The 22,652-nt window shown below is 44.1% G+C and carries 20 protein-coding genes; 8 read left to right on the top strand and 12 right to left on the bottom strand.

The features are described from left to right. Position 1 precedes the first annotated feature (1 nt). The 12 genes from HMPREF9331_RS05375 to terL form a co-directional block, all read right to left on the bottom strand. Complete coding sequence (locus HMPREF9331_RS05375) at positions 2-343, bottom strand: hypothetical protein (RefSeq protein ID WP_016420006.1); 342 nt, start codon at positions 341-343, stop codon at positions 2-4. Between the two features lie 149 nt (positions 344-492). Continuing rightward, positions 493-1,737 carry a hypothetical protein gene (locus HMPREF9331_RS05370; RefSeq protein WP_016420005.1) on the bottom strand — a complete coding sequence of 415 codons (1,245 nt, stop codon included), beginning with the start codon at positions 1,735-1,737 and terminating at the stop codon, positions 493-495. Positions 1,738-1,756: 19 nt separating this feature from the next. Next, positions 1,757-2,338 (bottom strand): c-type cytochrome, encoded by a 582-nt coding sequence (locus HMPREF9331_RS05365; protein WP_016420004.1) that lies wholly within the window; start codon positions 2,336-2,338, stop codon positions 1,757-1,759. Continuing rightward, positions 2,335-2,871, bottom strand: coding sequence for a DUF3341 domain-containing protein (locus HMPREF9331_RS05360; protein ID WP_016420003.1), 537 nt, complete (start codon positions 2,869-2,871; stop codon positions 2,335-2,337). The genes HMPREF9331_RS05365 and HMPREF9331_RS05360 overlap by 4 nt, the downstream gene beginning before the upstream one ends. Positions 2,872-2,873: 2 nt before the next feature. Then, positions 2,874-4,274, bottom strand: coding sequence for an NrfD/PsrC family molybdoenzyme membrane anchor subunit (gene nrfD, locus HMPREF9331_RS05355; RefSeq protein ID WP_009642928.1), 1,401 nt, complete (start codon positions 4,272-4,274; stop codon positions 2,874-2,876). Positions 4,275-4,343: 69 nt separating this feature from the next. After that, positions 4,344-7,439, bottom strand: a complete 3,096-nt coding sequence (locus HMPREF9331_RS05350) for a TAT-variant-translocated molybdopterin oxidoreductase (protein ID WP_016420002.1) — start codon at positions 7,437-7,439, stop codon at positions 4,344-4,346. 91 nt (positions 7,440-7,530) lie between these two features. Further along, the gene (locus HMPREF9331_RS05345) at positions 7,531-8,871 is read right to left on the bottom strand and encodes a c-type cytochrome (protein ID WP_016420001.1); all 1,341 of its coding nucleotides are present in this window, start codon (positions 8,869-8,871) and stop codon (positions 7,531-7,533) included. A gap of 355 nt (positions 8,872-9,226) precedes the next feature. After that, on the bottom strand, positions 9,227-9,967 hold the full coding sequence (locus tag HMPREF9331_RS05340) for a hypothetical protein (protein WP_016420000.1): 741 nt from the start codon (positions 9,965-9,967) through the stop codon (positions 9,227-9,229). Between the two features lie 226 nt (positions 9,968-10,193). Continuing rightward, on the bottom strand, positions 10,194-10,928 hold the full coding sequence (locus HMPREF9331_RS05335; protein ID WP_016419999.1) for a hypothetical protein: 735 nt from the start codon (positions 10,926-10,928) through the stop codon (positions 10,194-10,196). A 49-nt stretch (positions 10,929-10,977) separates the two neighbouring features. After that, complete coding sequence (locus tag HMPREF9331_RS05330) at positions 10,978-11,496, bottom strand: hypothetical protein (protein WP_016419998.1); 519 nt, start codon at positions 11,494-11,496, stop codon at positions 10,978-10,980. 79 nt (positions 11,497-11,575) lie between these two features. Further along, positions 11,576-12,772, bottom strand: coding sequence for a phage portal protein (locus HMPREF9331_RS05325; protein ID WP_016419997.1), 1,197 nt, complete (start codon positions 12,770-12,772; stop codon positions 11,576-11,578). Between the two features lie 102 nt (positions 12,773-12,874). Continuing rightward, the gene (gene terL / locus HMPREF9331_RS05320) at positions 12,875-14,851 is read right to left on the bottom strand and encodes a phage terminase large subunit (protein ID WP_016419996.1); all 1,977 of its coding nucleotides are present in this window, start codon (positions 14,849-14,851) and stop codon (positions 12,875-12,877) included. 624 nt (positions 14,852-15,475) lie between these two features. Here terL and HMPREF9331_RS05315 point away from each other — a divergent pair. The 8 genes from HMPREF9331_RS05315 to HMPREF9331_RS05280 all read left to right on the top strand — a co-directional run bounded on the left by HMPREF9331_RS05315 (position 15,476) and on the right by HMPREF9331_RS05280 (position 22,637). Beyond that, positions 15,476-16,009, top strand: coding sequence for a CopD family protein (locus HMPREF9331_RS05315; protein ID WP_016419995.1), 534 nt, complete (start codon positions 15,476-15,478; stop codon positions 16,007-16,009). 69 nt (positions 16,010-16,078) lie between these two features. Continuing rightward, positions 16,079-17,071, top strand: a complete 993-nt coding sequence (locus HMPREF9331_RS05310) for an NAD(P)H-dependent glycerol-3-phosphate dehydrogenase (RefSeq protein WP_016419994.1) — start codon at positions 16,079-16,081, stop codon at positions 17,069-17,071. Positions 17,072-17,141: 70 nt separating this feature from the next. After that, positions 17,142-17,741: a Uma2 family endonuclease gene (locus HMPREF9331_RS05305; protein WP_016419993.1), complete on the top strand. Its 600-nt coding sequence runs from the start codon at positions 17,142-17,144 to the stop codon at positions 17,739-17,741. 100 nt (positions 17,742-17,841) lie between these two features. Beyond that, positions 17,842-18,864, top strand: coding sequence for a TlpA disulfide reductase family protein (locus tag HMPREF9331_RS05300; protein WP_016419992.1), 1,023 nt, complete (start codon positions 17,842-17,844; stop codon positions 18,862-18,864). 359 nt (positions 18,865-19,223) lie between these two features. Next, entirely contained in the window at positions 19,224-20,039 is an 816-nt protein-coding gene (locus HMPREF9331_RS05295) for a hypothetical protein (protein ID WP_016419991.1), read from the top strand. Positions 20,040-20,184: 145 nt separating this feature from the next. Further along, positions 20,185-20,814 (top strand): porin family protein, encoded by a 630-nt coding sequence (locus HMPREF9331_RS05290; protein ID WP_016419990.1) that lies wholly within the window; start codon positions 20,185-20,187, stop codon positions 20,812-20,814. A gap of 122 nt (positions 20,815-20,936) precedes the next feature. Next, on the top strand, positions 20,937-21,581 hold the full coding sequence (locus HMPREF9331_RS05285) for a porin family protein (RefSeq protein WP_016419989.1): 645 nt from the start codon (positions 20,937-20,939) through the stop codon (positions 21,579-21,581). A gap of 153 nt (positions 21,582-21,734) precedes the next feature. After that, positions 21,735-22,637 (top strand): hypothetical protein, encoded by a 903-nt coding sequence (locus tag HMPREF9331_RS05280; RefSeq protein ID WP_016419988.1) that lies wholly within the window; start codon positions 21,735-21,737, stop codon positions 22,635-22,637. Positions 22,638-22,652 lie beyond the last annotated feature (15 nt).

Below are 22,652 nucleotides of genomic sequence, written 5' to 3'. Positions count from 1 at the left end.
CTTAGTACTGGTATGCTGTACAGCTACGTGTATTACCACTTGTTCTTTCATTTACCTCGGTGGGGTAGCCTTGATCATTTTTCTGATAGGTAAAGACAGAAGAACGATTTTCTTCAGTAACAGGAGAAGTGGTCGTCCTTTTGGTTAATACATTTTTACTAACCGTCTCAGGGGAATAGGTTGTACTTTGATAAAAGTAAGTCTTAACCAATCTAGTTTCTATAGATAAATTAGGATTCTTTATAGAGAGGTCGTACTCATATACTGTTTCCACAGTTCGTTTTACTTGTCCATTAGCTTCCTTGAGTTGCAAGACTTCTTTGACAAGGTTTCCTCCCTCCATCGTATAGGTAATAACATTTGATCCTTCTTGGCTGAGTGCTTCTATTCTTACGACTAACGCTGAGTGACTAATGATTGATAATGACAGTAAAAGGTAAAAAGTGGCGTACTTTTTACCTTTTACTTTTAACTTTTAATCTTTTATCTATTTTAGTAGTGGAAGTGTTCGCTTTCACCCATGAGTGGATGGCGCTTCTCTACTAATGGTGCCTTGGTAAGGGTGTAGAATGTTACATAGGTAAATAATCCGAAGAAGAATAACAAACTTCCTATTTCGGCAGCTCCTATACTCCATTCGCGTCCTACAGTGGCTGGCATAATCATATTGAAGAAATCCATATAGTGTCCTATAAGAATCACTACAGCCATAGTTCCTACTACCCAGGGTTTGCGCTTGATATCAGAATCAACCAAGATGAGCAATGGTAGAAGGAAGTTGATGGCCAACATTCCCAAAACAATAGGCTCAAAGTTCTCCAAACGTGTTACGAAATAGGTAACTTCTTCTGGGATATTGGAGTACCAATACAATAGATATTGAGAGAACCAAAGGTAAGTCCAGAAAATAGAGAACCCGAATAGGTATTTGGCCAAATCGTGGAGATGGCTGTCATTGACATGTTCTAAGTAGCCTTGTTTCTTAAGTGTTACAGTAACCAAGATGATGGCGGCGATAGCACAAGTGATGAAGCTACCAAATACATACCAACCAAAGAGGGTACTGAACCAGTGCGGATCTACACTCATCACCCAATCCCAAGACATCATGGACTCGGTAACGAGGAAGAATACCAAGAAGCCCGCAGACCACTTAAAAGCTTTGATGAACGGGCGGTTATCGGTTGCCTCATCTTGCTGGAGGGAGAGCTTACGAGTAATCTGTCTGTAAGCGATCCAACCCAAGAGATACACGGCAGCACGCACGAGGAACATAGGCACATTCAGATAACCTGTTTTGCCCTGTATCACGGTATCATGCGATACCACCTGAGGATCCATCCAGATGAAAAGATGATTCAGATGAAGGCCTGAACATACAAGCAATACAAAGAAAATCAAAGCACCCACAGGGAGGTAACCTGTAATTCCTTCCATTACTCTAAAGAGAATCGGTGCCCAACCAGCCTGAGCGGCACGGTTGATAGCATAGAAAGCTAAGACCCCTAAGCTGATGAGCAAAAAGAAGAGTGCCGCTACATAGAGGGCAGCCCAAGGCTTATTCTGTAGCATGTGAAGCATGTGTTCCAAATGCGCAGGATCGTGAACTGCTTCGCCCCCCTGATGGAGGTCGGCTACGGAACTGGGGGTCGCTATAAAGCTATATATGACTGCTACAAGCCCCACTATCATACTAATGAGAGCTGTTAGCTTTATTTTACTTGAAAACGAATACATAATTCCTTTTTCTTAGGGGTTATTTATTAATGAGTTTGTTTCGGAGTTGCTCCACATATAAGGCCACTTGCCAACGTTCTTTTTCAGTAATCTGAGAAGCGTAGGAGCCCATGGCATTACGTCCGTAATAGATTACATGGTAAATGCTTCCTTGGGTAATCTCTCTGTCCTTATAGTTAGGCACACCCAAATATTTGTCTCGTTGCACGAGGATACCCTGTCCGTCGCCTTCGGCGCCATGGCACACCATACAGTAGATATTGTAGAGGGCAGCCCCTTCTTTGATATGGCTATCTAGGGCAAGGCTATCGGCTACAAGCGGGTTTTTAAGATTGGCCTTAGCATCCTCATAGCCCTCATTGGTATTAGGATAGAGGTAAGGCATCCAGCCACGCTTGATGGTATGTTCTGGAGGGAGTTGCGCTTCCATACCGCCCTTGAGTGCTTTGTTCCCCTCAGGCGCCTCTTGGTAGGTTTCGTAGCCTACAGGGAAATACATATCGGTATCGGCCATATACTGGTAGTTCGGCTTATCCTTGTGGAAACAAGCGGTAAGCGAAAGGGCGACTACGGATAAGGCGAATATATATCTTTTTTTCATATCTGAATTGCTTTTTTATCTGCTATTTTTACCTCAACGGCACCGGTGTCTTGTAGGAGTTTGACAAGCTCAGAGGTATTATCATCGGCTTGTACTTCCATAAGGAAATGGTCATCGGTGGTACGTGGATCCGGATTCTCAGCCTTTTTGTAAGGATATAGCCTACTACGCATGTAGAAAGAGATTACCATAAGGTGAGCGGCAAAGAATACCGTAAGCTCGAACATGATAGGCACGAAAGCGGGTAGGTTGGTTATATAAGTAAAATTGGGCTTTCCTCCTATGTTACGAGGCCAGTCATCAATCATGATGTACTTCATCATAATGGTAGCAACCACTAATCCTATACATCCGTAGATGAATGAAGCTATGGCAATTCGTGTAGGCTTTAGTCCCATGGCCTTGTCTAGTCCGTGTACAGGGAAGGGTGTATATACTTCCTCTATCTTAAGGTTGGCCTGGCGAACCTTTTTGACAGCGGAGAGGAGCACATCATCGTCATTATAGAGTGCTTGTACTACTTTCTTACTCATAACTAATGTGAATTATTAGGGTTAGTGTCTCTTAATTTTTTATATTTTTCTCCTGAGGACTTCAAGATAGATTTTACTTCGGCTTGTGCAATCACAGGGAAGGTACGTGAATAGAGCAAGAAGAGCACGAAGAAGAATCCTATGGTTCCTGTATAGATACCTATATCAATCAGTGTAGGAGAGAACATGCTCCAAGAAGAAGGCAAGTAATCACGGTGCAAAGAGGTTACGATGATCACAAAACGCTCGAACCACATCCCTATATTTACTACAATAGAGATACAGAAAGAGAAGAGGATACTGCGGCGTAGCTTCTTGAACCACATGAACTGAGGAGAGAACACGTTGCAAGACATCATCATCCAATATGCCCACCAGTAAGGCCCTGTGGCACGGTTTAGGAAGGCGTATTGCTCATATTCCACTCCTGAATACCAAGCTACGAAAAGCTCCGTAATATAAGCACAACCTACGATAGAACCAGTGATCATTACCACTAAGTTCATCAGCTCAATGTGCTGTAGGGTAATATAGTTTTCCAAATTAGACACCTTACGCATGATGATAAGGAGCGTATTTACCATGGAGAACCCAGAGAAGATCGCCCCAGCCACGAAGTAAGGAGGGAAGATAGTGGTATGCCAACCAGGGATTACAGAGGTCGCAAAGTCGAAGGATACGATGGTATGCACGGAGAGTACCAAAGGGGTAGCTAGTCCTGCCAATACCAAGGATACTTCCTCAAAGCGTTGCCAATCCTTAGCACGACCACTCCAACCGAAGCTCACCAAGCTATAGATTTTCTTTTGGAAAGGTTTTACCGCTCTATCGCGTAGCATAGCGAAGTCAGGCAAAAGTCCTGTCCACCAGAACACCAAGGATACAGAAAGGTAAGTAGAGATCGCGAACACGTCCCAAAGCAAAGGAGAGTTAAAGTTCACCCAAAGCGAACCGAATTGGTTTGGTATAGGCACAGTCCAGTAGGCCAACCAAGGACGTCCCATGTGGATAATAGGGAAGAGACCCGCCTGTACTACTGAGAAGATGGTCATCGCTTCGGCAGAGCGGTTGATGGCCATTCTCCATTTCTGACGGAAGAGTAACAATACGGCGGAGATTAGGGTACCAGCGTGACCGATACCTACCCACCATACAAAATTGGTGATGTCCCAAGCCCAACCCACGGTCTTGTTCAATCCCCATACGCCTATCCCCGTAGATACGGTATAGACGATACAGCCCAATCCCCACAAGAAAGCAGCGAGGGCTACTGAGAATACTATCCACCAAAGGCGATTGGCTTTCCCTTCGACAGGGCGCGCTACATCCACAGTAACATCGTGGTAGGTCTTGTCGCCTACTATTAGTGGATTGCGTATAGGTGCTTCGTAATGCGATGCCATATTTTCTAATTATTAATTATCAATTGTTAATTATAATTTCATTAATCATTAATCATTAAAAATTAATCATTAATCGTTGTTTCTTACTTTTACTTGATAGAATACGTTAGGACGGGTACCGATGTGTTCCAAGAGGTGATACATACGGTCGTTCTTGCTGAGTTCTACGATAGGATCTTCTGGATTGTTCATGTCTCCAAAGGTCATTGCCCCTGTACCACAAGCAGAAGAACAAGCACAAGCGTCGTTGAACTCACCTACTTTCACCTGGCGATTTTCACGCTTAGCACGTAGGATAACGGCTTGGGTTTCTTGGATACAGAAAGAACATTTTTCCATCACCCCACGAGAACGTACTACTACATCGGGGTTGAGTACCATCTTACCATAGTCATCGTTCATGTGGTAGTCGAACTCGTTGTTGTTGCTATAGAGGAACCAGTTGAAGCGACGCACCTTGTAAGGACAGTTGTTAGCACAATAACGAGTACCTACGCAACGGTTGTAAGCCATGTGGTTTTGTCCTTGTACTCCGTGAGAGGTAGCCCCCACAGGACATACCGTTTCACAAGGAGCGTTGTTACACTGCTGGCACATTACAGGCTGGAATACCACTTGTGGATTATCAGAGGCCACTTCCATTTCCCCGAAAGTAGAGAGTGATGCGCTAAGGCCTTCGATACCTTCTACTTTTTCCAAATCGCCCTTGAAAGTCTCTTCAGAAGAGTAGTAGCGGTCTATACGCAACCAGTGCATATCGCGGGAGCGTCTTACCTCACTCTTACCTACCACAGGTACGTTGTTTTCAGCGTGGCAAGCAATCACACAAGCCCCACAACCTGTACAAGCATTTAGGTCAATAGAAAGGTTAAAGAAGTGTCCTGTAGAGTGGTCAAACTCCTTCCAAAGGGTTACAGAAGTTGCCTTTACTTCCTTGTGATCTAGGGATACTTCAGGCTTTTTGTTCCACTGGTGGGCATCCTTGGTCAAGAACTCCTCTAGAGAAGTTTCTTTAACGATGTCGCCACGACCCATAAGGGTATTGTGGAGCTGGATACAAGCATATTCGTGGGTACCATCTACTTTTTTGATAGAGGCAACTGGTTGTACATTGTTGAAATTGTTGTAAAGGACATAGGCATTGACCCCTATTTGCATTTCCTTTTTCATGGCCGCCTTTCTTCCGTAACCGAAAGCGAGACCTACAGAACCTTTGGCCTGACCAGGTTGGATAAGTACGGGCACTTTGAGAGAGACATCGCCCACTTGGATTTGGGCATAATCTCCGTCCAAGGCGCCATTGGCTACATGCCAATTCTTGATACCCAATTCTTTGGCATCGGCGGCAGACATGGTTAGGTAGTTATCCCAAGACACACGGGTGATAGGGTCAGGTAGTTCTTGTAGCCAAGGGTTGTTGGCTTGTTGTCCATCACCAAGACCTGTTTTGGTATATAAGGTTAGTTCAAAGCCTTCAGCTGGTGCTGCGGTAAGGGCAGCTACCATAGGAGTTGTATCCAAGGCCTCTGGTTTTTCACCAAGCAAGGCTGCTTCCTTGCGGTAGAAGCCATCATGTTGGGCTTTTTCCCAAGCATCGCCTTCGGCCAAAACATTGGCTTTCCAGAACGCTTTGATATATTCGTAGTAGTTAGCATCCTTCCCGCTCCATTTGAGCAATGCTTCTTGGAACTGGCGTGTATCAAACAGTGGACGGATAGTAGGCTGCATAAGTGAGTAATAGTCGATACGCATACGCACATCGCCCCAAGACTCCAAGTAGTGAGGAGCAGCAGCAAGGTAAGTAGCTTTCACAGCAGTTTCGTCGGCACGGAGGGAGAAATCCACAGAAGTTGCTACCTTGGCAAGGCCTGATTCGAAGGCCATCGCATCGGCAGCGGATAGGGTGTATAATGGGTTTACATTATTGATGATAAGCACCCCTACATTACCCGCATTCATATCGGTTAGCAATTGTTTGAAGGCAGCGGCATTACCTTGGCGGATATATACAGGGTGGGCAGGATCAAAGGCTGCACTGTGGAGTACCTCTTCGTTGATCTCAAGCACCAAGCTCTGTGCATTCACGTCCTGAATACCTGTTACGACAACGGCTTTGCTACCTGCTTTTTTAGCCTGTTCGGCTGCTTTCTTTACAGCTGCTTCGGCACGCTCAGGAAGAGAACCTCCTACGGTCTTTCCAGTGAGGTAGCCGTAGAACTTAGCCAAAGCTACCTTAAGCAAGGCAGGTTTCAGCGCTATACGCTCATCGGCATTAGCACCAGAGAGGGACATATTGCTCTCAAACTGGAAGTGCTTAGACATTCTACCCTCTTTGGTAGGGATACGTCCTTTGGCATATTCCTCTTCGTAGCCTCCTTGCCAATCGGCGATAAAGTCAGCCCCGAAGGAGATAATTACTTGAGCTTTGGAGAAATCATAATCGGCTAAGGCACGCACACCGTATTTCTTTTCAAAGGCCAATACGGCAGCTTCTTCAGAAACGGCATCGTAGGTTACATGCTTGGTTGTTGGATATTTTTCGGTAAATTCCTTGATTAGGTTCTCTGTAGAAGGGCTTGCGAGGGTACCGGTAAGCAATACGATCTGCTTTTGTTGAGCAGCGGCATCGGTAAGCGCTTTTACCACAGCACTATCAAGGGTATCCCAAGTGATATTTTCAGTACCTTTTTGAGGATTTTTGGCGCGTAAGCTATCGTACATAGAGAGTACGGAAGCCTGTACACGTGCATTTCCGCAGCCACGGTAAGCCGCTTCGCGGTTATTTTCCACACGGATAGGACGTCCTTCGCGGGTTTTGACAAGCACAGAAGCGAAGTCAAACCCATCGGCCATGGTAGTGGCATAGTAGTCAGGGATACCTGGGCGTATCTGTTCGGGTAGGATCACATAAGGGATTGCCTTATGTACAGGGCCTTCGCAGGCTGCCAAGGCAGCAGCAGCAGTAGTGAATCCCACATACTTGAGGAAGTCGCGGCGGGTGGTAGCACTCTCCTCCATCGCCTCTTGGTTACTTAGGAACTCGTGTTCGCCTGAATATAAGGTAGGGAGCTTATCGACAAACTCATTTTGATGAATTTGCTCTATCACAGGGTTGTTCGTATCCAACTCCTCTACACTTCTCCAATATTTTTTTTCTGATGACATGTTCTTAATTGTTAATTGTTAATTGTTAATTGTCAATGAACCATAAATCGTCATTGGTCACTCGTCATTAGTCATTAATCATTAAACATTATTAGTAGTGACACTTACCACATTCGAGACCGCCGAGTTCGGCGATGGTGAGCTTTTCTTTACCATATTTCTTAGCCAATTGCTCATGTATCTTTTCGTAATACGGATTGGCATCATTGACATTGGTAGTGCGGTGGCAGTTGATACACCAGCCCATGGTAAGAGGAGCGTGTTGCTCAACCACTTCCATAGTCTGTACATCACCGTGACACTGTTGGCAAGCTACTCCCGCTACGGTTACGTGCTGAGAGTGATTGAAATATACATGGTCAGGGAGGTTATGGATACGCGTCCATTTCACTGGTTTTTGAACTCCTGTATATTGTGCATTTTCAGCGTCCCAACCTACCGCATCGTATAGTTTTTGGATTTCTCCGTCATAGAACTCCTTAGTATATTGGTCAGTTACAGGGCCTGTATACTCTTCTATGTTCTTATGGCAGTTCATACATACATTGAGCGAAGGGATTCCTGCTGTTTTGGAAGTACGTGCCGCAGAGTGGCAGAACTTACAGTCTATCTGGTTATCGCCAGCGTGTATTTTGTGAGAATAGTGGATTTCTTGAATAGGTTGGTATCCTTGGTCTATACCCACTTGCATAAGGTATCCATAGGCAAAGTAGGTAGAGGAGAAGAATAAGATAGCGATAAGGCAAGCGGTGATGATTTTGTTTTTCACAAAAACATTCCACAAAGGATAATATTTGCTTTGCTTTAGATATTCTTCGTTGTTGTTCTCTTTGGCCAATTTCTTTACCTCGCGGTTGGCTTTTACTACAAAGAATACGAGCAAGGCAAGGAGTAAGACAGAGGCAGAGAAGAGCACTATGGCAAGGGACTTATTAGAAGTCTCTTTCACAGGTGCTGTTGTAGTGGCGGCAGCATCACCAGTGGCGGCAGGGGCAGCACCAGCAGTAGCATCACCAGCGGCAGGAGCAGCAGGGACAGCCGCTGCATCGGCCTTAGCAGGGTCAGCTACATAGGCCAATACATTGTTGATGTCCTCATCGGAGAGGATACTCTCGTAAGCGAGCATAGGCACCTTGTTGTACTCCTCAAAGATAGCGATTGCATCCTTGTCACCAGCGGCGATGAGGGCTTGGCTATTTTTGATCCACTTGTGTAGCCATTCGGCAGATTTTTTCTCGGTAACGCCCCCAAGAGGAGGACCTACCAGCTTTCCTTCCAACTTATGACAAGCGGCACAGTTGGCCTTGAACAAGTCTTTCCCCTTGGCGGGGTCGCCTGAAGCATCTTGTCCAAACAAGTATATAGGGAACAGCATAGCTACAAGCCATAACGCTCGCCATGATCCTCCCTTATAATTTCTACTCTTTTTCATAAAAAAGCTATTAAAAACAAAAAACTATCTATTCTTTTTTTTCTTTGTAGTTCTATTTTCTACACTCTTTTTCCTTGTAATCAAGGGCGCTGAGCATACCTACTACTACGCTGCAAAAGTACAACTTCTTAATGTAATTTAAAAGGGTTTTTAAGTGTTTTATTGTAATTTGTAAAAAGTCTAAATAATGATTAATGACTAATGATTAATGACTAATGATTAATGACTAATGATTAATGACTAATGATTAATGATTAATGACTAATGACTAATGATTAATGACCAATGATTAATGATTAATGATTAATGACTAATGATTAATGACTAATGACGAGTGACAAGTACTTTTCACTTTTCACTTTTCACTTTTCAGTTCTTCTGAGGTGAAATGAAATAATTTGCTTTCATTCTGAACATAGAGGCTCTTAGCTACATAGTAATAAATGCCTGTATCCAAGTCCCTGACTAAGCCTAAGTTTCCTATAGAGCTTCCTACAAAAAACTGCAAACATACTCTGTAATGTGCTAACTTGAGTACTTGTGCTGCATAAGTGGTTACTTCTTCTCTAAAAGAAGGATTATAAGAGGCAATTCCCTTATTATGTTTGTAAATATACTTTACAATAGGATAAAGGTCGTCAAACTGCTCTGCATCCTGAGCTAACTGCTTATCTTGCTTGAGATTTTCTGTACTTTTGATCAAGTAAAGTATTCCTTTTGCAGAGAGATGGACATAGTACTTACCCAAATCGGTATCTCTTTTTTCACGTTCAGATTTCTCACATCCTCCTCCATAAGCAGAAAAAGTATCTACATGAAAAGATAGGTAATGCTTACCTACCCTCTTATAAGTACCTTTAGTATTGACAAAACAATCCAGTCCACAAGGGGCAAAATAAGTACTATAAAAAGTCTTATCCTTAGCAAAATCTATGAGATAGCCTGCTGTTGCTTTGGTTGTTCTTTGCAGACGGTACATCTCCACGGGGTTTCTTTCTCCAAAGAGCTCAATGAGGTACCACTTGCCTATTATCTTTTTTTGTGCGAATGCTGAGGAATAAACACCTAAGAGGAGTAGAAGTATTATGCGTTTCATATTGGTTTTATTTTTTAAGTGCAAAGTTAGTAAAAATTATTGATTTAAGTTTCGCAAGCTCTGTAATCTGTTGATATTCAAATTCTTCCCCTACCTCCCCCTACAAGGTCAGTACTGTTACAAAGTTTTGTAAGTAACTATCTCCCCCAAAGCCAAAGTCTAGATAATGACGAGTGACTAATCCTATTGCACTGGTCACTGGTTCCCCCTTCGGGGGCTAGGGGGATTATTCACTTTTGAGTTCTTCTGAGGTGAAATGGAAGAATTCGCTTTCCTTTTGAGCAGAGGTGTCCTGAACTACATAGTAATAAGTGCTTGTATCCAAGTCCTTGACTAAGCCTATGTTTCCTATGATCCCTCTTACAGAAAGCTGCAAACATACTTTATAATGTGCCAGCTTGAGTACTTGTGCTGCATAAGTGGTTATTCCTTCTCTAAAAGAAGGATTATAAGGGGTATATCCTCCGTTATGCTTAAAAATATATCTTATAATAGGATAAAGGTCGCCAAACTGCTCTGCATCCTGAGCTAACTGCTTGTCTTGCTCAAGATCTCCTGTACTTTTGATCAGGTAAAGTATTCCACTTGGTGAAAAATAGACATAGTACTTGCCCAAATCAGTATCTTTTTTTTCACGCTCAGTCTGGTATCCTATTCCATAAAAAGATAAATTATCTACATGAAAGGATAGATAATGCTTGCCTATTTTTTTATAGCTCCCACTCATAGAAACAAATCTAGTATTTCCGCAAGCGGCAAAAGAAGAACTCAAAAAAGTCTTATCCTTATCTAATTCTATGCGATAACCTGATCTTTCTTGGGTTTTTCTTTCTAAACGGAACATCTCCATGGAGGGTTTCTCTCCAAAGAGGTCAAAGAGATACCATAGACCTTCTATCTTATTTTGTGCGAATGCTGAGGAATAAACTCCTAAGAGGAGTATAAGTATTATGTGTTTCATATTGGTTTTATTTTAGGTACAAAGTTAGTGAAAATTTATGGTTGATTTATCACTTGTCATTATTAAAAAATTCCTTGAGTTTGCCTTCTTTTTCATAGTTATAGAGCGCCTTCATCACCCAAGCGGGGGGATACTTGCCATGGGTGAGGACAAAGATGTTCTTGACGGCCTTGCTCACTGGGTATAGCAGGGTCATCAGCTGGAGGGTGCTCTCAAAGAGTTCGCCAGTGTGGCTCTCGGCCAAAGGGACTTTTAGCATTGCCAAGAGTATATATACCGCAGCGATGACCCCAAGCATCTGGGCGCTTTTCTTTAACAGCTCCGACAAGGAAAAAGTACGCTGGCGCAGGTGGTAGGCGACCCCGACAAACATATTGACCACAAGGGCAACTCCCAAAGCTACCAGAAAAGCCTCATGGGTCTGTTGCCAAGAGTGAAAGTAGCGGTATAGGAGCATGAAGGGGGCGCTGCGAGAGAGCGTTTGCCATAGGTAATACAGCCTATCTCGCAAGGCTATGGACGTATCGGAATGATACAAGAGGACTAAGGGGACGAGAAAAAATAACATAGGATAATTTGTTGATTAGTTGATTAGTTGATTTGGCGATTTGCTCATTGTCTCATTGACCAATTGCCTCATTGCCTTATTAAATTAGTTCTTGAATATGTGCGGTGATCTCCACTTGGGCGGCGGCTTGCCTCAGGGGTGTATGTAACTGAGCGAGGTAGGCCTTGAGAATGGCCAAGCGTCGTGATAGGTAGGCGTCAAAGATTTCGCGCTTGTCCTGCACCTTGAGCGAGGCATCGAGGAAAAGGAGCTTGAGGGCGGCACCCGATGGGGGCGACATGGATTGGACACTTTGATAGGAGATGTCGGGGGTCTGGGTAAGGGTGTAGATCATACGCAGCAGGGTGTCCATCTCCAGCTTGACCGATTCGGGGGCATTGTGCCAGGAGATGTACTGCATGGAGGCGTCCTTGTCGCCCTCAATGATAGCCCCTGGTTCGCCCTTTTGGCTCCAGCCCTGTATGTTGCCCGTAACAAAGAGCTTAGGTGCGGCATGGTAGTCGTTGGTTTCGGCAAAATTGGACAAGAGATGTTCCAGTCGCTCAATGAGTGGATCTACCTCTTGGGTTTCCCTATGGGGTTGGTGGGCATATACTATAGGTATCTTACCGATAGGATTGGGCTTGGGATAGCCCTCTTCTAAGAGGTATTGACCTGATACCATACGCCATAGGTAATGTTCGGTGGCTGTGTAGGTCTCAAAGTAATCGGCAAGCTCCCCTACGCTTTCTCCCTGAGGGTTGAGGCTCTTATAGGCGCGGGAGAAAGCGGTCATATCACCAGTAGCGTCAAAATAAGGGTAGAGCGTATCGCCAAAAGCAGGCGAGAACAGACTGCAACGGAGCTTGAACTGGCAGGGGAACCCATAGTCATAGTGGATAGCAGTAGGGACGGGGTACCATAGCTCGGCACATTCGCCAAAGGAAAAGGTCGCACGGGCAATACGTCGGTTTAGGCTGTTGTCCTTGGCTTGGGCGAGGATTTTGAGGATAGCCTTGTAGGCCTCTTGGTGCTGCTTATCCTCACTGTCGCACTCATAGCGCACAGGAGTACCAAAGAGGAAGGCTACCGAGCGCTTGATGATAAGCTGCTGTAAGGGCAAAGCAATGCGGGCAACACGCTCAAGGCGTGTGCCTTCGGAGGTTTGTACCTGCTTATCCCGCCTCAGCACGGGGTCATTGACGGGGTGCAAGGCAGGGTTGAGGGCTTTCTGCGCCTCTACAGGATTAGGTAAGGGGGCGTTACGCCCTGATTTGAGTATAGAAACATCTAACATAATTAAGTGAATAACGAAAAGTGAAGAGTGAAGAGTTATTAGTGAAAAGTGAAGAGTGAGCGCCTGAATAGCGTTTTTCACTATTCACTTTTCACTATTCGCTTAAATCCTTCCGAACATCTCCGCGACGCTGACCCTCTTGGGGGGCTGGCGACACTCTATGGAGCCAGTGAGCGCATCGGGGGCATCGTCATGAACATTGGCACCTACACGGAGGTAACCCGTGAGGTCGCGGGCAAACTTAGGGAAGCGCTTTTTCCAGTCCAAAGGCATTTTAATCAGCTTTTGTACCGAAGCAGAAGCGGCAAAAATCCTTGCTGTTTTGTTCTGATTCTGATGAAAAGGATTAAAGCGCGTCAGTCGGTTGCCTGTGTCCCATGAGCGTTGTTGGAGGTTGCTGACAAACAAATTTCCGCCGTTGTTACTCTCAATATGGCAGCGCTCTACTTGGTGTTGTTGGAGCATATAGGTCAGCGTGGTTTCCGTGACCTCCATAGGGTCTTTGGTGTAGAGCACATCTGTAATATAGTTGCCGTCTTCGGCTTCCTTATAAAACAAAGCACATAGGTAATCCGCCCCACTATCGGCAGCGTCAATATACGCTACCGAGTAGGAACGAGAAGGCAAGTCGGTATAACAGTTAAACTCTTCGTACATCAACCCTTGGGAAGGCTGTGGATTCTGTTGGTACAAACTCTCAAAGACTGTAGGGGAACGACCTTTTATTTCCAAGAGTTTTTCCAAACTATGTCGTTCAGGCCATAGGGGTTCTCCTTCTACTCTAGGGTCTTGCTCGCTCGGTGGTCTGTTCTGTATGGCAGGGAAACTAACGAGTAGCCAACCTTGCGGGTTTTCTATAGGGTCATATACGCCCTCTTGTTCGAGCAAGCGTCCTGCTAAATCTTCCATGTGCCAACGAGTAAAGACCAATAGTTGCTGGCTATCGTTGTGCAAACGTGTGGAGGCTACCGTATCGTACCAGTCGGCCACGTTTTGGCGAATTACTGGCGACCAAGCAGACGATGCATCTTTGTATAAGTCGTCCATGATGAGCATATCCACAGGTTCGCCAGTTAAGGAACCTCCTACGCCAATCGTCTTGAAACTCCCTTGGTAGCCTACGATTTCACACTCATCGGAGTTGCGGGCGTAGTTACGGCTTCTTCTTCCTTGTTCCTGATAACTTGCCTGACCAGCAAGGAGTGTTTGTGGAAACAGTTCGTAATAGCGGTCATCGTCCATGATACGTTGGAGTTCGCGGTTGAACTTACGCGCTTTGATAGCATTGTAGGAAACAATAGCGATACGTTTGTCGGGATCTTGTCCTAAGACAAACGCAGGTAGGCGACGGGTAGCACCTTCGCTCTTGCCGTGTTGGGGTGGCATGGTGATCATCAGCTTTTTGATTTCTCCCATAGCGAAGCGTGTCAGTACCTCGTAATAGGCAATATGGAAAGGGGCGGGGGCAAAAGCAGGGAGTGTATGACGGGTGAAGGAGAGGAGGTTTTCTTGGGGCACGAGCTGCAAGCTCGCGCCAGCAGTGTGGTAACTGTTGTGAGATATATTGGGTTGGGGATATTGGGATTGAGCATATGTAGGGGGAAATGGCAATTCGCCCTCTATATATTCATCATCGTTGTCGTTATTGGTCGTGTCAGGTTCGGCGAATTTTGTTTGGGCAAAATGGTGTTGAGCAGGTGTAGGGGCGAATGGCAATTCGCCCATGTTGGGCAATTCGCCCTCATTATGATTGTTCGTGTTATTATTCGTATTGTGTTGGGTATTTTGTGATTGAGCATATTGCGATTGAGGATATTGCGATTGGGCGAATTGCGATTGGGCGAATTGCGATTGGGCGAATTGCCATTCGCCCCTACGTTTAGACGCTGGCAAATCATGTGTTGCCCGCTTTTCACTACTCCCTTTTCGCTTTTCACTTCCCATCGCCCATCCTTCCAAGCGCATAATGATACGAATGGCAGCAATACTATTGTTGATGGTAGGGACTATGGTCTCTCCATTGCTGTCCAAAGGCTCACGACGAGCATATGTCCAAAGAATTTCTAAAGCCTCTTCCATAATGACTGATGATTAATGATTAATGATTAATGCCAGCAATGATTAATGACTTAAGTTTCGCAAGCTCTGTAATCAACTGATTCTCAAAACATCCCCCCTACCCCCCCTCAAGGGGAAAGTCGCATAAGCGAGTATGTGAAAGTAAGTAGTAGAGGTTCAATAAGTTATAGAAGGAAAATTTTCTAATTTAATAAACAAATTAGACTATTTCAACGCCCTTAAAGACACATACTCCGCTCTCGCGGACTTTCCCTTTGGAGGGGGGTTGGGGGGAGGTTTTTACAAATAATTGTTTATCAATTACTTGCAATTTCAATAGCAACCTAAAAACAACTTGTGAAACTTAAATTAATGATTAATGACTGACATCTGACAACTAACTAGATGCAAAATTACAACATTTAGGACAGGGAAGTCAAGGAAAAGAGGGACGAGAAGTAAGAATTTATACAATAAAAAATGGTGTTAAGCATTTAACAGTGGTCAGAGGACAGAAGTCAGAGGACAGTAGCTGACTACTGACTACTGAACTCTGAAAAAAATCTTGACTTTTGATTGATAATTTCGTAAATTTGCACGCTGAAGTAAGTGAAAGAGAACTTAAAACTAAAAACTGATATTATTTTGTATCTCATTATCAAATCCATACACATCATCTTTGTGGTGAGTTATTTTGCAGGGCTATTCTATATAGTACGCCTGTTGATTTATCATACTGAGGCCTTACAAGGCAAGGAGGGACAAGAGCGCGATATTCTACACAAGCAATACTCGTTTATGGAAGAGCGTTTGTGGAACATCATCACCGTGCCTGCCTTGGTTATTGTACTGGTTTCGGGTATCTACCTATTATGGGCATTCCAGTGGATGTTCCTAACCCAAGGGTGGATGCATATCAAGCTCCTTGGCATTGTCCTGCTCTTGGCTTATCATTACTGGAGCTGGCGCACTCTCAAGGAGTTACAACGCGGAGAGACCCGCTACAGCTCGGTCAAGCTACGTATGGCCAATGAAGTGGCAACCCTATTGCTCTTTGCTATCGTCTTTGCCGTGGTGCTCAAGGACTTATTCCTACAATATTGGTGGGCTACCCTCTTGAGCTTCGTAGCTATGGGCGCACTGATTATGGCCGTAGTAAAAATTGTCAACAAAAAATAAGGGTTAGTGATCAGTAGTCAGTGATTAGTTGTTAGTCACTTGTCATTAGTCATTAATCATCTCCTGAATATGAAAAAATATACAGTACTTGGTGGTGGTAGCTGGGCGACGGCTATCGTAAAGATTCTCAGTGAGAACCTCCCTGAGATTACTTGGTATATGCGCAACGATCTGGCTATCTCGCATATCAAAAAATACAAACATAACCCTAACTACCTCTCCTCGGTGGAACTGCATACGAACAAAATCCATCTGACCAGCAACATCAACGAGGCTGTGGTGTGGGCGGATTATGTGATTTTTGTGATTCCTTCGGCTTTTTTGGTCTCGGAGCTTTCCAAACTCACGGTATCGCTCAAGGACAAGGTCATTTTCTCGGCTATCAAGGGGATCGTCCCCGAATCGGGCTTGGTGGTAGGCGAACACCTTATGGAGGCTTACGGCATCAACCCAATGAATATTGGGGTGATCACTGGCCCTTGCCATGCTGAGGAAGTAGCACTCGAACGCCTCTCTTACCTAACGGTAGCCTGCGAAGATCTTCTCAAGGCAGAGGAAATGGCCAAGGCACTACGCGGCCCCTTTATCCGTACCAAAATCAGTGAGGACATCATAGGAGTGGAGTATGGGGCTATGCTCAAGAACATCTATGCCATCGCCGCAGGGATTGCCCATGGTTTGGGCTATGGGGACAACTTCCAGAGTGTGCTGATGAGCAATGCTATCCGCGAGATGCAGCGCTATGTAGACGCTATTCACCCCATCGCCCGCGACATCAACCAATCGGCCTATTTGGGCGATTTGCTCGTTACGGGGTATTCTGCTTTTAGCCGTAATCGCCTCTTTGGTAGCATGATAGGTAAGGGCTATTCCGTTAGAAGCGCCTTTATGGAGATGAATATGGTGGCCGAGGGCTACTACGCTGTGGAAAATGCGTATAAGATCAACCAACGCCAATCCCCCCCTGCCTATACCCCTATACTCGATGCCGTCTATAAGGTGCTCTACCTGCATCACCCCGCCCGCGAGACCTTCCAAAAACTGACAGAGGAAATGGACTAAAATAATGACCAATGACTAATGACCAATGACCAATGACTAGTGATTAGTGATTAATGATTAATTCACTTTTATGGTAACCAACATCAACCAACTGGATCTAAACAAGTTATACACCTATGCCGATTATCTGCTTTGGCAGTTTTCTGAGCGTATAGAATTGCTACGCGGGAAAATTTTTAAAATGAGTCCCGCACCCAGTACCCTGCACCAAAGTATCTTTGGTAGGCTCTTTGTTACATTGTATCCTTTTTTTGCAGGGAAAAAATGTAGTGTCTTCTCTGCTCCCTTTGATGTACGTTTGCCTCAGAAGGGGAAGGCTGATGAGCTGATATACACAGTATTACAGCCCGATATCTGTGTAGTCTGTGATCCTGAGAAATTGGACAGTCGGGGGTGCTTAGGGGCGCCTGACTTGGTTATAGAGATTCTCTCTCCCAGTAATTCCCAGCGAGACCTAAAGGACAAATACGAACTCTACCAAGAAGCAGGCGTACCTGAATACTGGATCGTCCGCCCCGAAGAGCGAAGCATCACCATCTATGTCCTAAAAGATGGCCTCTATAGTGCTTCCCGCCCTGTAGTAGAAGGCGAATGGGTGCACTCAACCACTTTCCCTGCCTTGGAAATAGACACGAAAACTATATTCGATGATCCGATTACTAGTGACTAATGACTAGTGACTAGTGACCAATAAAATAAAAAAATATACTAAAATTCATTGCTGTATTATCATTTTTTTCTAATTTTGCTGCTAAATAAAATATCAAGTAATGAAGAAATTGATAAGTCTTTTAGCCTTAGGGCTTATAGGGTGTCAGAACACCCAACAGCAAGCAGGTACTGCTGCCAGTACTACCGAAACTGCCGCTTTGGCGGGCGACCACTATGTGATTGAAGGAACCACTCCTGTTTATCCTGAAGGGGCACGTATCTTTCTATACCGATACAAAGATAGAGCTTACACCCCTGTAGATTCAACTGCTATTGATGCACAAGGGCATTTCCGCTTTGAGGGAAAAACAGAGGAACCCTTGGTCTATGCACTACGCTTGAACGGCAGCGGTACACGTGCTCACTTATATTTGGACAACTCCCCCGTAGAGCTGATTCTCAATCCTAACTGGAATTTTGAGTTTCTCCGCTCCAGCGATGCTGCTCAGCTTTTCGAACGCTATAACCGCATGGCTATCAATAATGCCTTAGACCTAAACAAAGAAATCAAAGAAGCACCTACCTCCCCACACTTAGCTTATTTCTTGGCACGCAATGCCTACAAATACGATTATGATACCTTGGTAGCGCTTCGCAAGGGCTTAGATGCCTCCCTCAAAGACAACCCTTACTTGAAGGAATTAGATGCCGCCATAGCCCAGTTGGCCAAAATACAACCTGGAGCGGAAGCCCCTGAAATAGACTTAGTAGATGCACAAGGCAAAAAGGTGTCCCTCAAGGACTTCCGTGGCAAAAAACTCTTGATAGACTTTTGGGCATCTTGGTGTCCTGACTGCCGCAAGGCAAGTCCTGAGCTGGTTGCCTTATACAAAGAATACAAGGACAAAGGTTTGGAAATCCTCAGCGTATCCTTAGACGAAGATACCAATGCTTGGCAAGCGACCATCAGCAAAGACCAATACACCTGGCCACAGGCCTTAGCCAAAGGAGTATGGAAGTCCAACGCCGCCCAGACCTATGCCCTTCGCTGGATTCCTACCGCTATCCTTCTGGACAAGGACGGTAAAATCCTTAAACGCACTATACATGTAGGAGAACTCAAAACAATGATTAACAATTAATGATTAATGATTAATGATTTAAGTTTCGCAAGCTCTGTAATCAACTGATTCTCAAAACATCCCCCCTACCCCCCCTCAAGGGGGGAGTTAGTAAGTAGTAGAGGCTCAATAAGTTATAGAAGGGAAATTTTCTAATTTAATAAACAAATTAGACCATTTCAATGCCCTTAAAGCTCCCCCTTTGGAGGGGGGTTGGGGGGAGGTTTCTACAAATAATTGTTTATCAGTCACTTGCAATTTCAATAGCAACCTAAAAACGACTTGCGAAACTTAAATTAATGATTAATGTTCATCATTAGTGGCATTAATCATTAATCATTAGTGGCATTAATCATTGTTGGCATTAATCATTAATCATTATGAAAAAGACAATTATTTTCGCGCTAAGTGCGCTCTTAGTGGGTGCCTGCGCCAAAGAAGACCCAGAGGAACCTGAGCTACCTGAGATCCCCCCTCGTGGTTTTAGTTTGGACAAGGCTCCATTCTACCCTGCCACGACTACCTATGATGCAGGCGCTTTTTCAAGGAGTGACTTGCAACTCTACCTCACCAGCAAAGAGGGAAAAGAGTTGTATATACAAATGGATATGGCTCACTTGGGCAAAAAAATAGACCTAAGCCAACCCGAAAAAGGTATCGTGCCTCCTGGTCAACCGTGGGAGTTCAGAGCACCCTCTTGGCGTATCTATGGAGAGGAAGGCCATACCGCCGAGGCAGGTAGCTACCTACAAATCAAAGAAGGAGGTGCCGTAAGCCCAGGCAAGCGCTTTGTGATCGCCTACCGCATTACCTACAAAGGACATACTGCCGAGGGCAATGAGACGCTCACCTTCGTAGAGCGTATCCCCTCTGGCTTATACTATAAGGGAGCGAAGATTGAGCCAAGAGTAGGCTATACACTTGCAAACCAGCGCTTGGTAATATCGCTCTCGGATCCCAACAACATGGACAACGCCTTTACTTTTGAGCTTAGTGAAAAGCATATAGGCGAACTCCTCCCCTTGGACAAGGTAGATAGCGACGAAAATTATTGGTCTATACAGTACCCCGATGGCCGCTACGAGGGCAAAACAGGCAACCTCGCCCCCACCGGTAGCTGGATACGCGTAAACCAAATAGGCGGCCAATACAAACTACTGTTCTTTATCAACAATGAGTTTAAAGGAAACCTCTAAATAGTGAAGAGTGAATAATGAAAAGTGAAAAATGTTTTTCACTATTCACTTTTCACTCTTCACTCAAAGACTTGGCATAGTTTTTGCAACACTCTCAATGAATTAACAGCATCAATAGTATATTGACTGCAAAACACTTAAAAACATGAGAAAAATTGCACTTTTAATTACCCTGACCATTTTCGGTCTCACACAAGCAAATGCCCAAAACTTTGGTTTCAAAGGAGGGTATAACTACAGTAGTTTCAATGGTGATGTCGCCAAAGACAACACGCTCAAAGGGCTTAGTGGCTTCTATGTCGGTGCCCTTTTGGAACTACCCTTAGGCGATGTACTTTCCCTCCAACCAGAGGTGATTTACTCCCGACAAGGTGCCGCTTGGGAACAAAAAAATATCTTGGGTGAGTTCAAAAAAGATCTCAAATTAGACTACCTCAATATCCCTGTAATGGCTAAAGTAAATCTCGGCCCGCTCTTCCTACAAGGAGGCGTACAGTTTGGTTTCTTGGTAGGCAAGCCTGAGGTGAGTTATACAAGAGGTGCCCAACGTGTAACAGAAAAAGTGGACAAGGACGCCTATGCCGCCTTTGATTTTGGAGTAGGTGCAGGATTGGGCGTCAATCTCAGTCAGCACTTCTTTGTAGAAGCCCGCTACACCCACTCCCTTACCAATGCCCTTGACCCTAACAACAACTCTCTAAAGAATGCACATATCAGCGATGATAATAACTTCAAGAATGCTGTACTCTCTTTAGGACTTGGCGTGAAGTTCTAATGTAAGTGAATAATGAAAAGTGAAGAGATTTTTACTCTTCACTTTTCTTACAAAAACTGGTGTAATTCTTGTGCTTATACACATTTACATCAATAGAATATTGACCATAAAACACTAAAAAAATGAGAAAAATTGTGCTTTTAATCATCATGGCCGTATGCGGGCTTTCACAAGTTCGCGGCCAAGACTTTGGAGTCAAAGCAGGGTATAACTATAGCACATTCAGCGGGGAAACGTCCTCCCTTTCTACCATTGAGGGACTTAGTGGTTTCTATATAGGCGGCTTGGTAGAACTGCCTATAAGCAATGTGCTTTCCATACAACCAGAGCTTATTTTCTCCCGACAAGGAGTTGCTTGGAAACGAGAACTCAAAGGCTTTGGTATGAGTGTTAATATTAATAATGCCGATATTAGGCTCGATTACCTTAATATCCCTGTAATGGCCAAAGTAAACCTCGGTCCACTCTTCCTACAAGGAGGGGTGCAGTTTGGTTTCTTGGTAGGCAAGCCTGAGGTGAGTTATACAAGAGGTGCCCAACGTGTAACAGAAAAAGTGGACAAGGACGCCTATGCCGCCTTTGATTTTGGGGTAGGTGCAGGATTGGGCGTCAATCTCAGTCAGCACTTCTTTGTAGAAGCCCGCTACACCCACTCCCTCACCAATGCCCTTGACCCTAACAACAACTCTCTAAAGAATGCACATATCAGCGATGATAATAACTTCAAGAATGCTGTACTCTCTTTGGGACTTGGAGTAAAGTTCTAATGTAAGTGAAAAGTGAAAAGTGAAGAGTAAAAAGTTTTTCGCTTTTCATTTTTCTAACTATTGATATTTAAAAAATATATTGTACATTTGCTCCAAAATAAGTGAAGCGTATCAATCACCAAACAATTAAAGAATATCAAAAACCAAATAAAGATGAAAAAAGTAATCCTCGGCCTTGTAGCCATCACAGCACTTGTTAGCTGTAAAAAAGACGATGACGTTCCTGATACCTATATTAAGGAAGGAACTTATCCTAAGGAAGTTACCTACAAAGACAAAGATGGAAAAATCACCAGAAAATCTATTAACACAATAGAAGGTGGTAAAATAGTGAGCTGGAGCTATGCAAACTACGAAAACGGTACCCTCAAAAACACTAAAAGGAGTATCATTACCTACAACGGTACCCTTCCTGAAAAAGCAGAAGGTTCAGGCAGTACAGAAACCTATACTTACGATGAGAGTAGCAGGCTTATCAAAAGAGTAGGCGTAGAAGGTAATGAGACCGAAGAAACCACTTATGCTTATGAAGGAGGCAAACTCTCTAAAATCGTTAGAAAAGAGACTACTAAAACCTACAAAGATGGAAATAATGTACCTGCCATCCGATACGAAGAGTCTGATTTTATTTACAATGGAAATCGCATCACTGTAAATGAAAAATCCTATATAGAGGTAGTAGCCGACAAATCTAAAGTAAATGAAGATGTAGAAACTACAATCTACACTGTAGAAAACGGAAATGTAATCAAAGAAGAGAAAACATACAACCCTTCTTTTAAGCAAACCGTCGAGTTTACTTATGACAACAAGAACAACCCTTCTTTGAATAATCTTATTAAGATATTGAACCCTGATCATTTCATAGAATACTACAATAGTAAAAATAATGTGCTTACCATTGTAACCACCTATGAAAGAAATGGAAATCCTGAGGTTAGTAAAAGATTTTATGAATATGAATACAATGGTGACTATCCTACTATTGTAAGAAAGCTCAGAGAAGAAAATGGTGGTAATAGAGTACTTGAAGAAACTACTGAATACAAATACTAATTAAGTGAATAACAA

Origin of the sequence: Capnocytophaga granulosa ATCC 51502 (assembly GCF_000411115.1) — a bacterium.
Taxonomy (GTDB): domain Bacteria; phylum Bacteroidota; class Bacteroidia; order Flavobacteriales; family Flavobacteriaceae; genus Capnocytophaga; species Capnocytophaga granulosa.
This window is presented reverse-complemented; position numbering and strand designations above follow the sequence as displayed.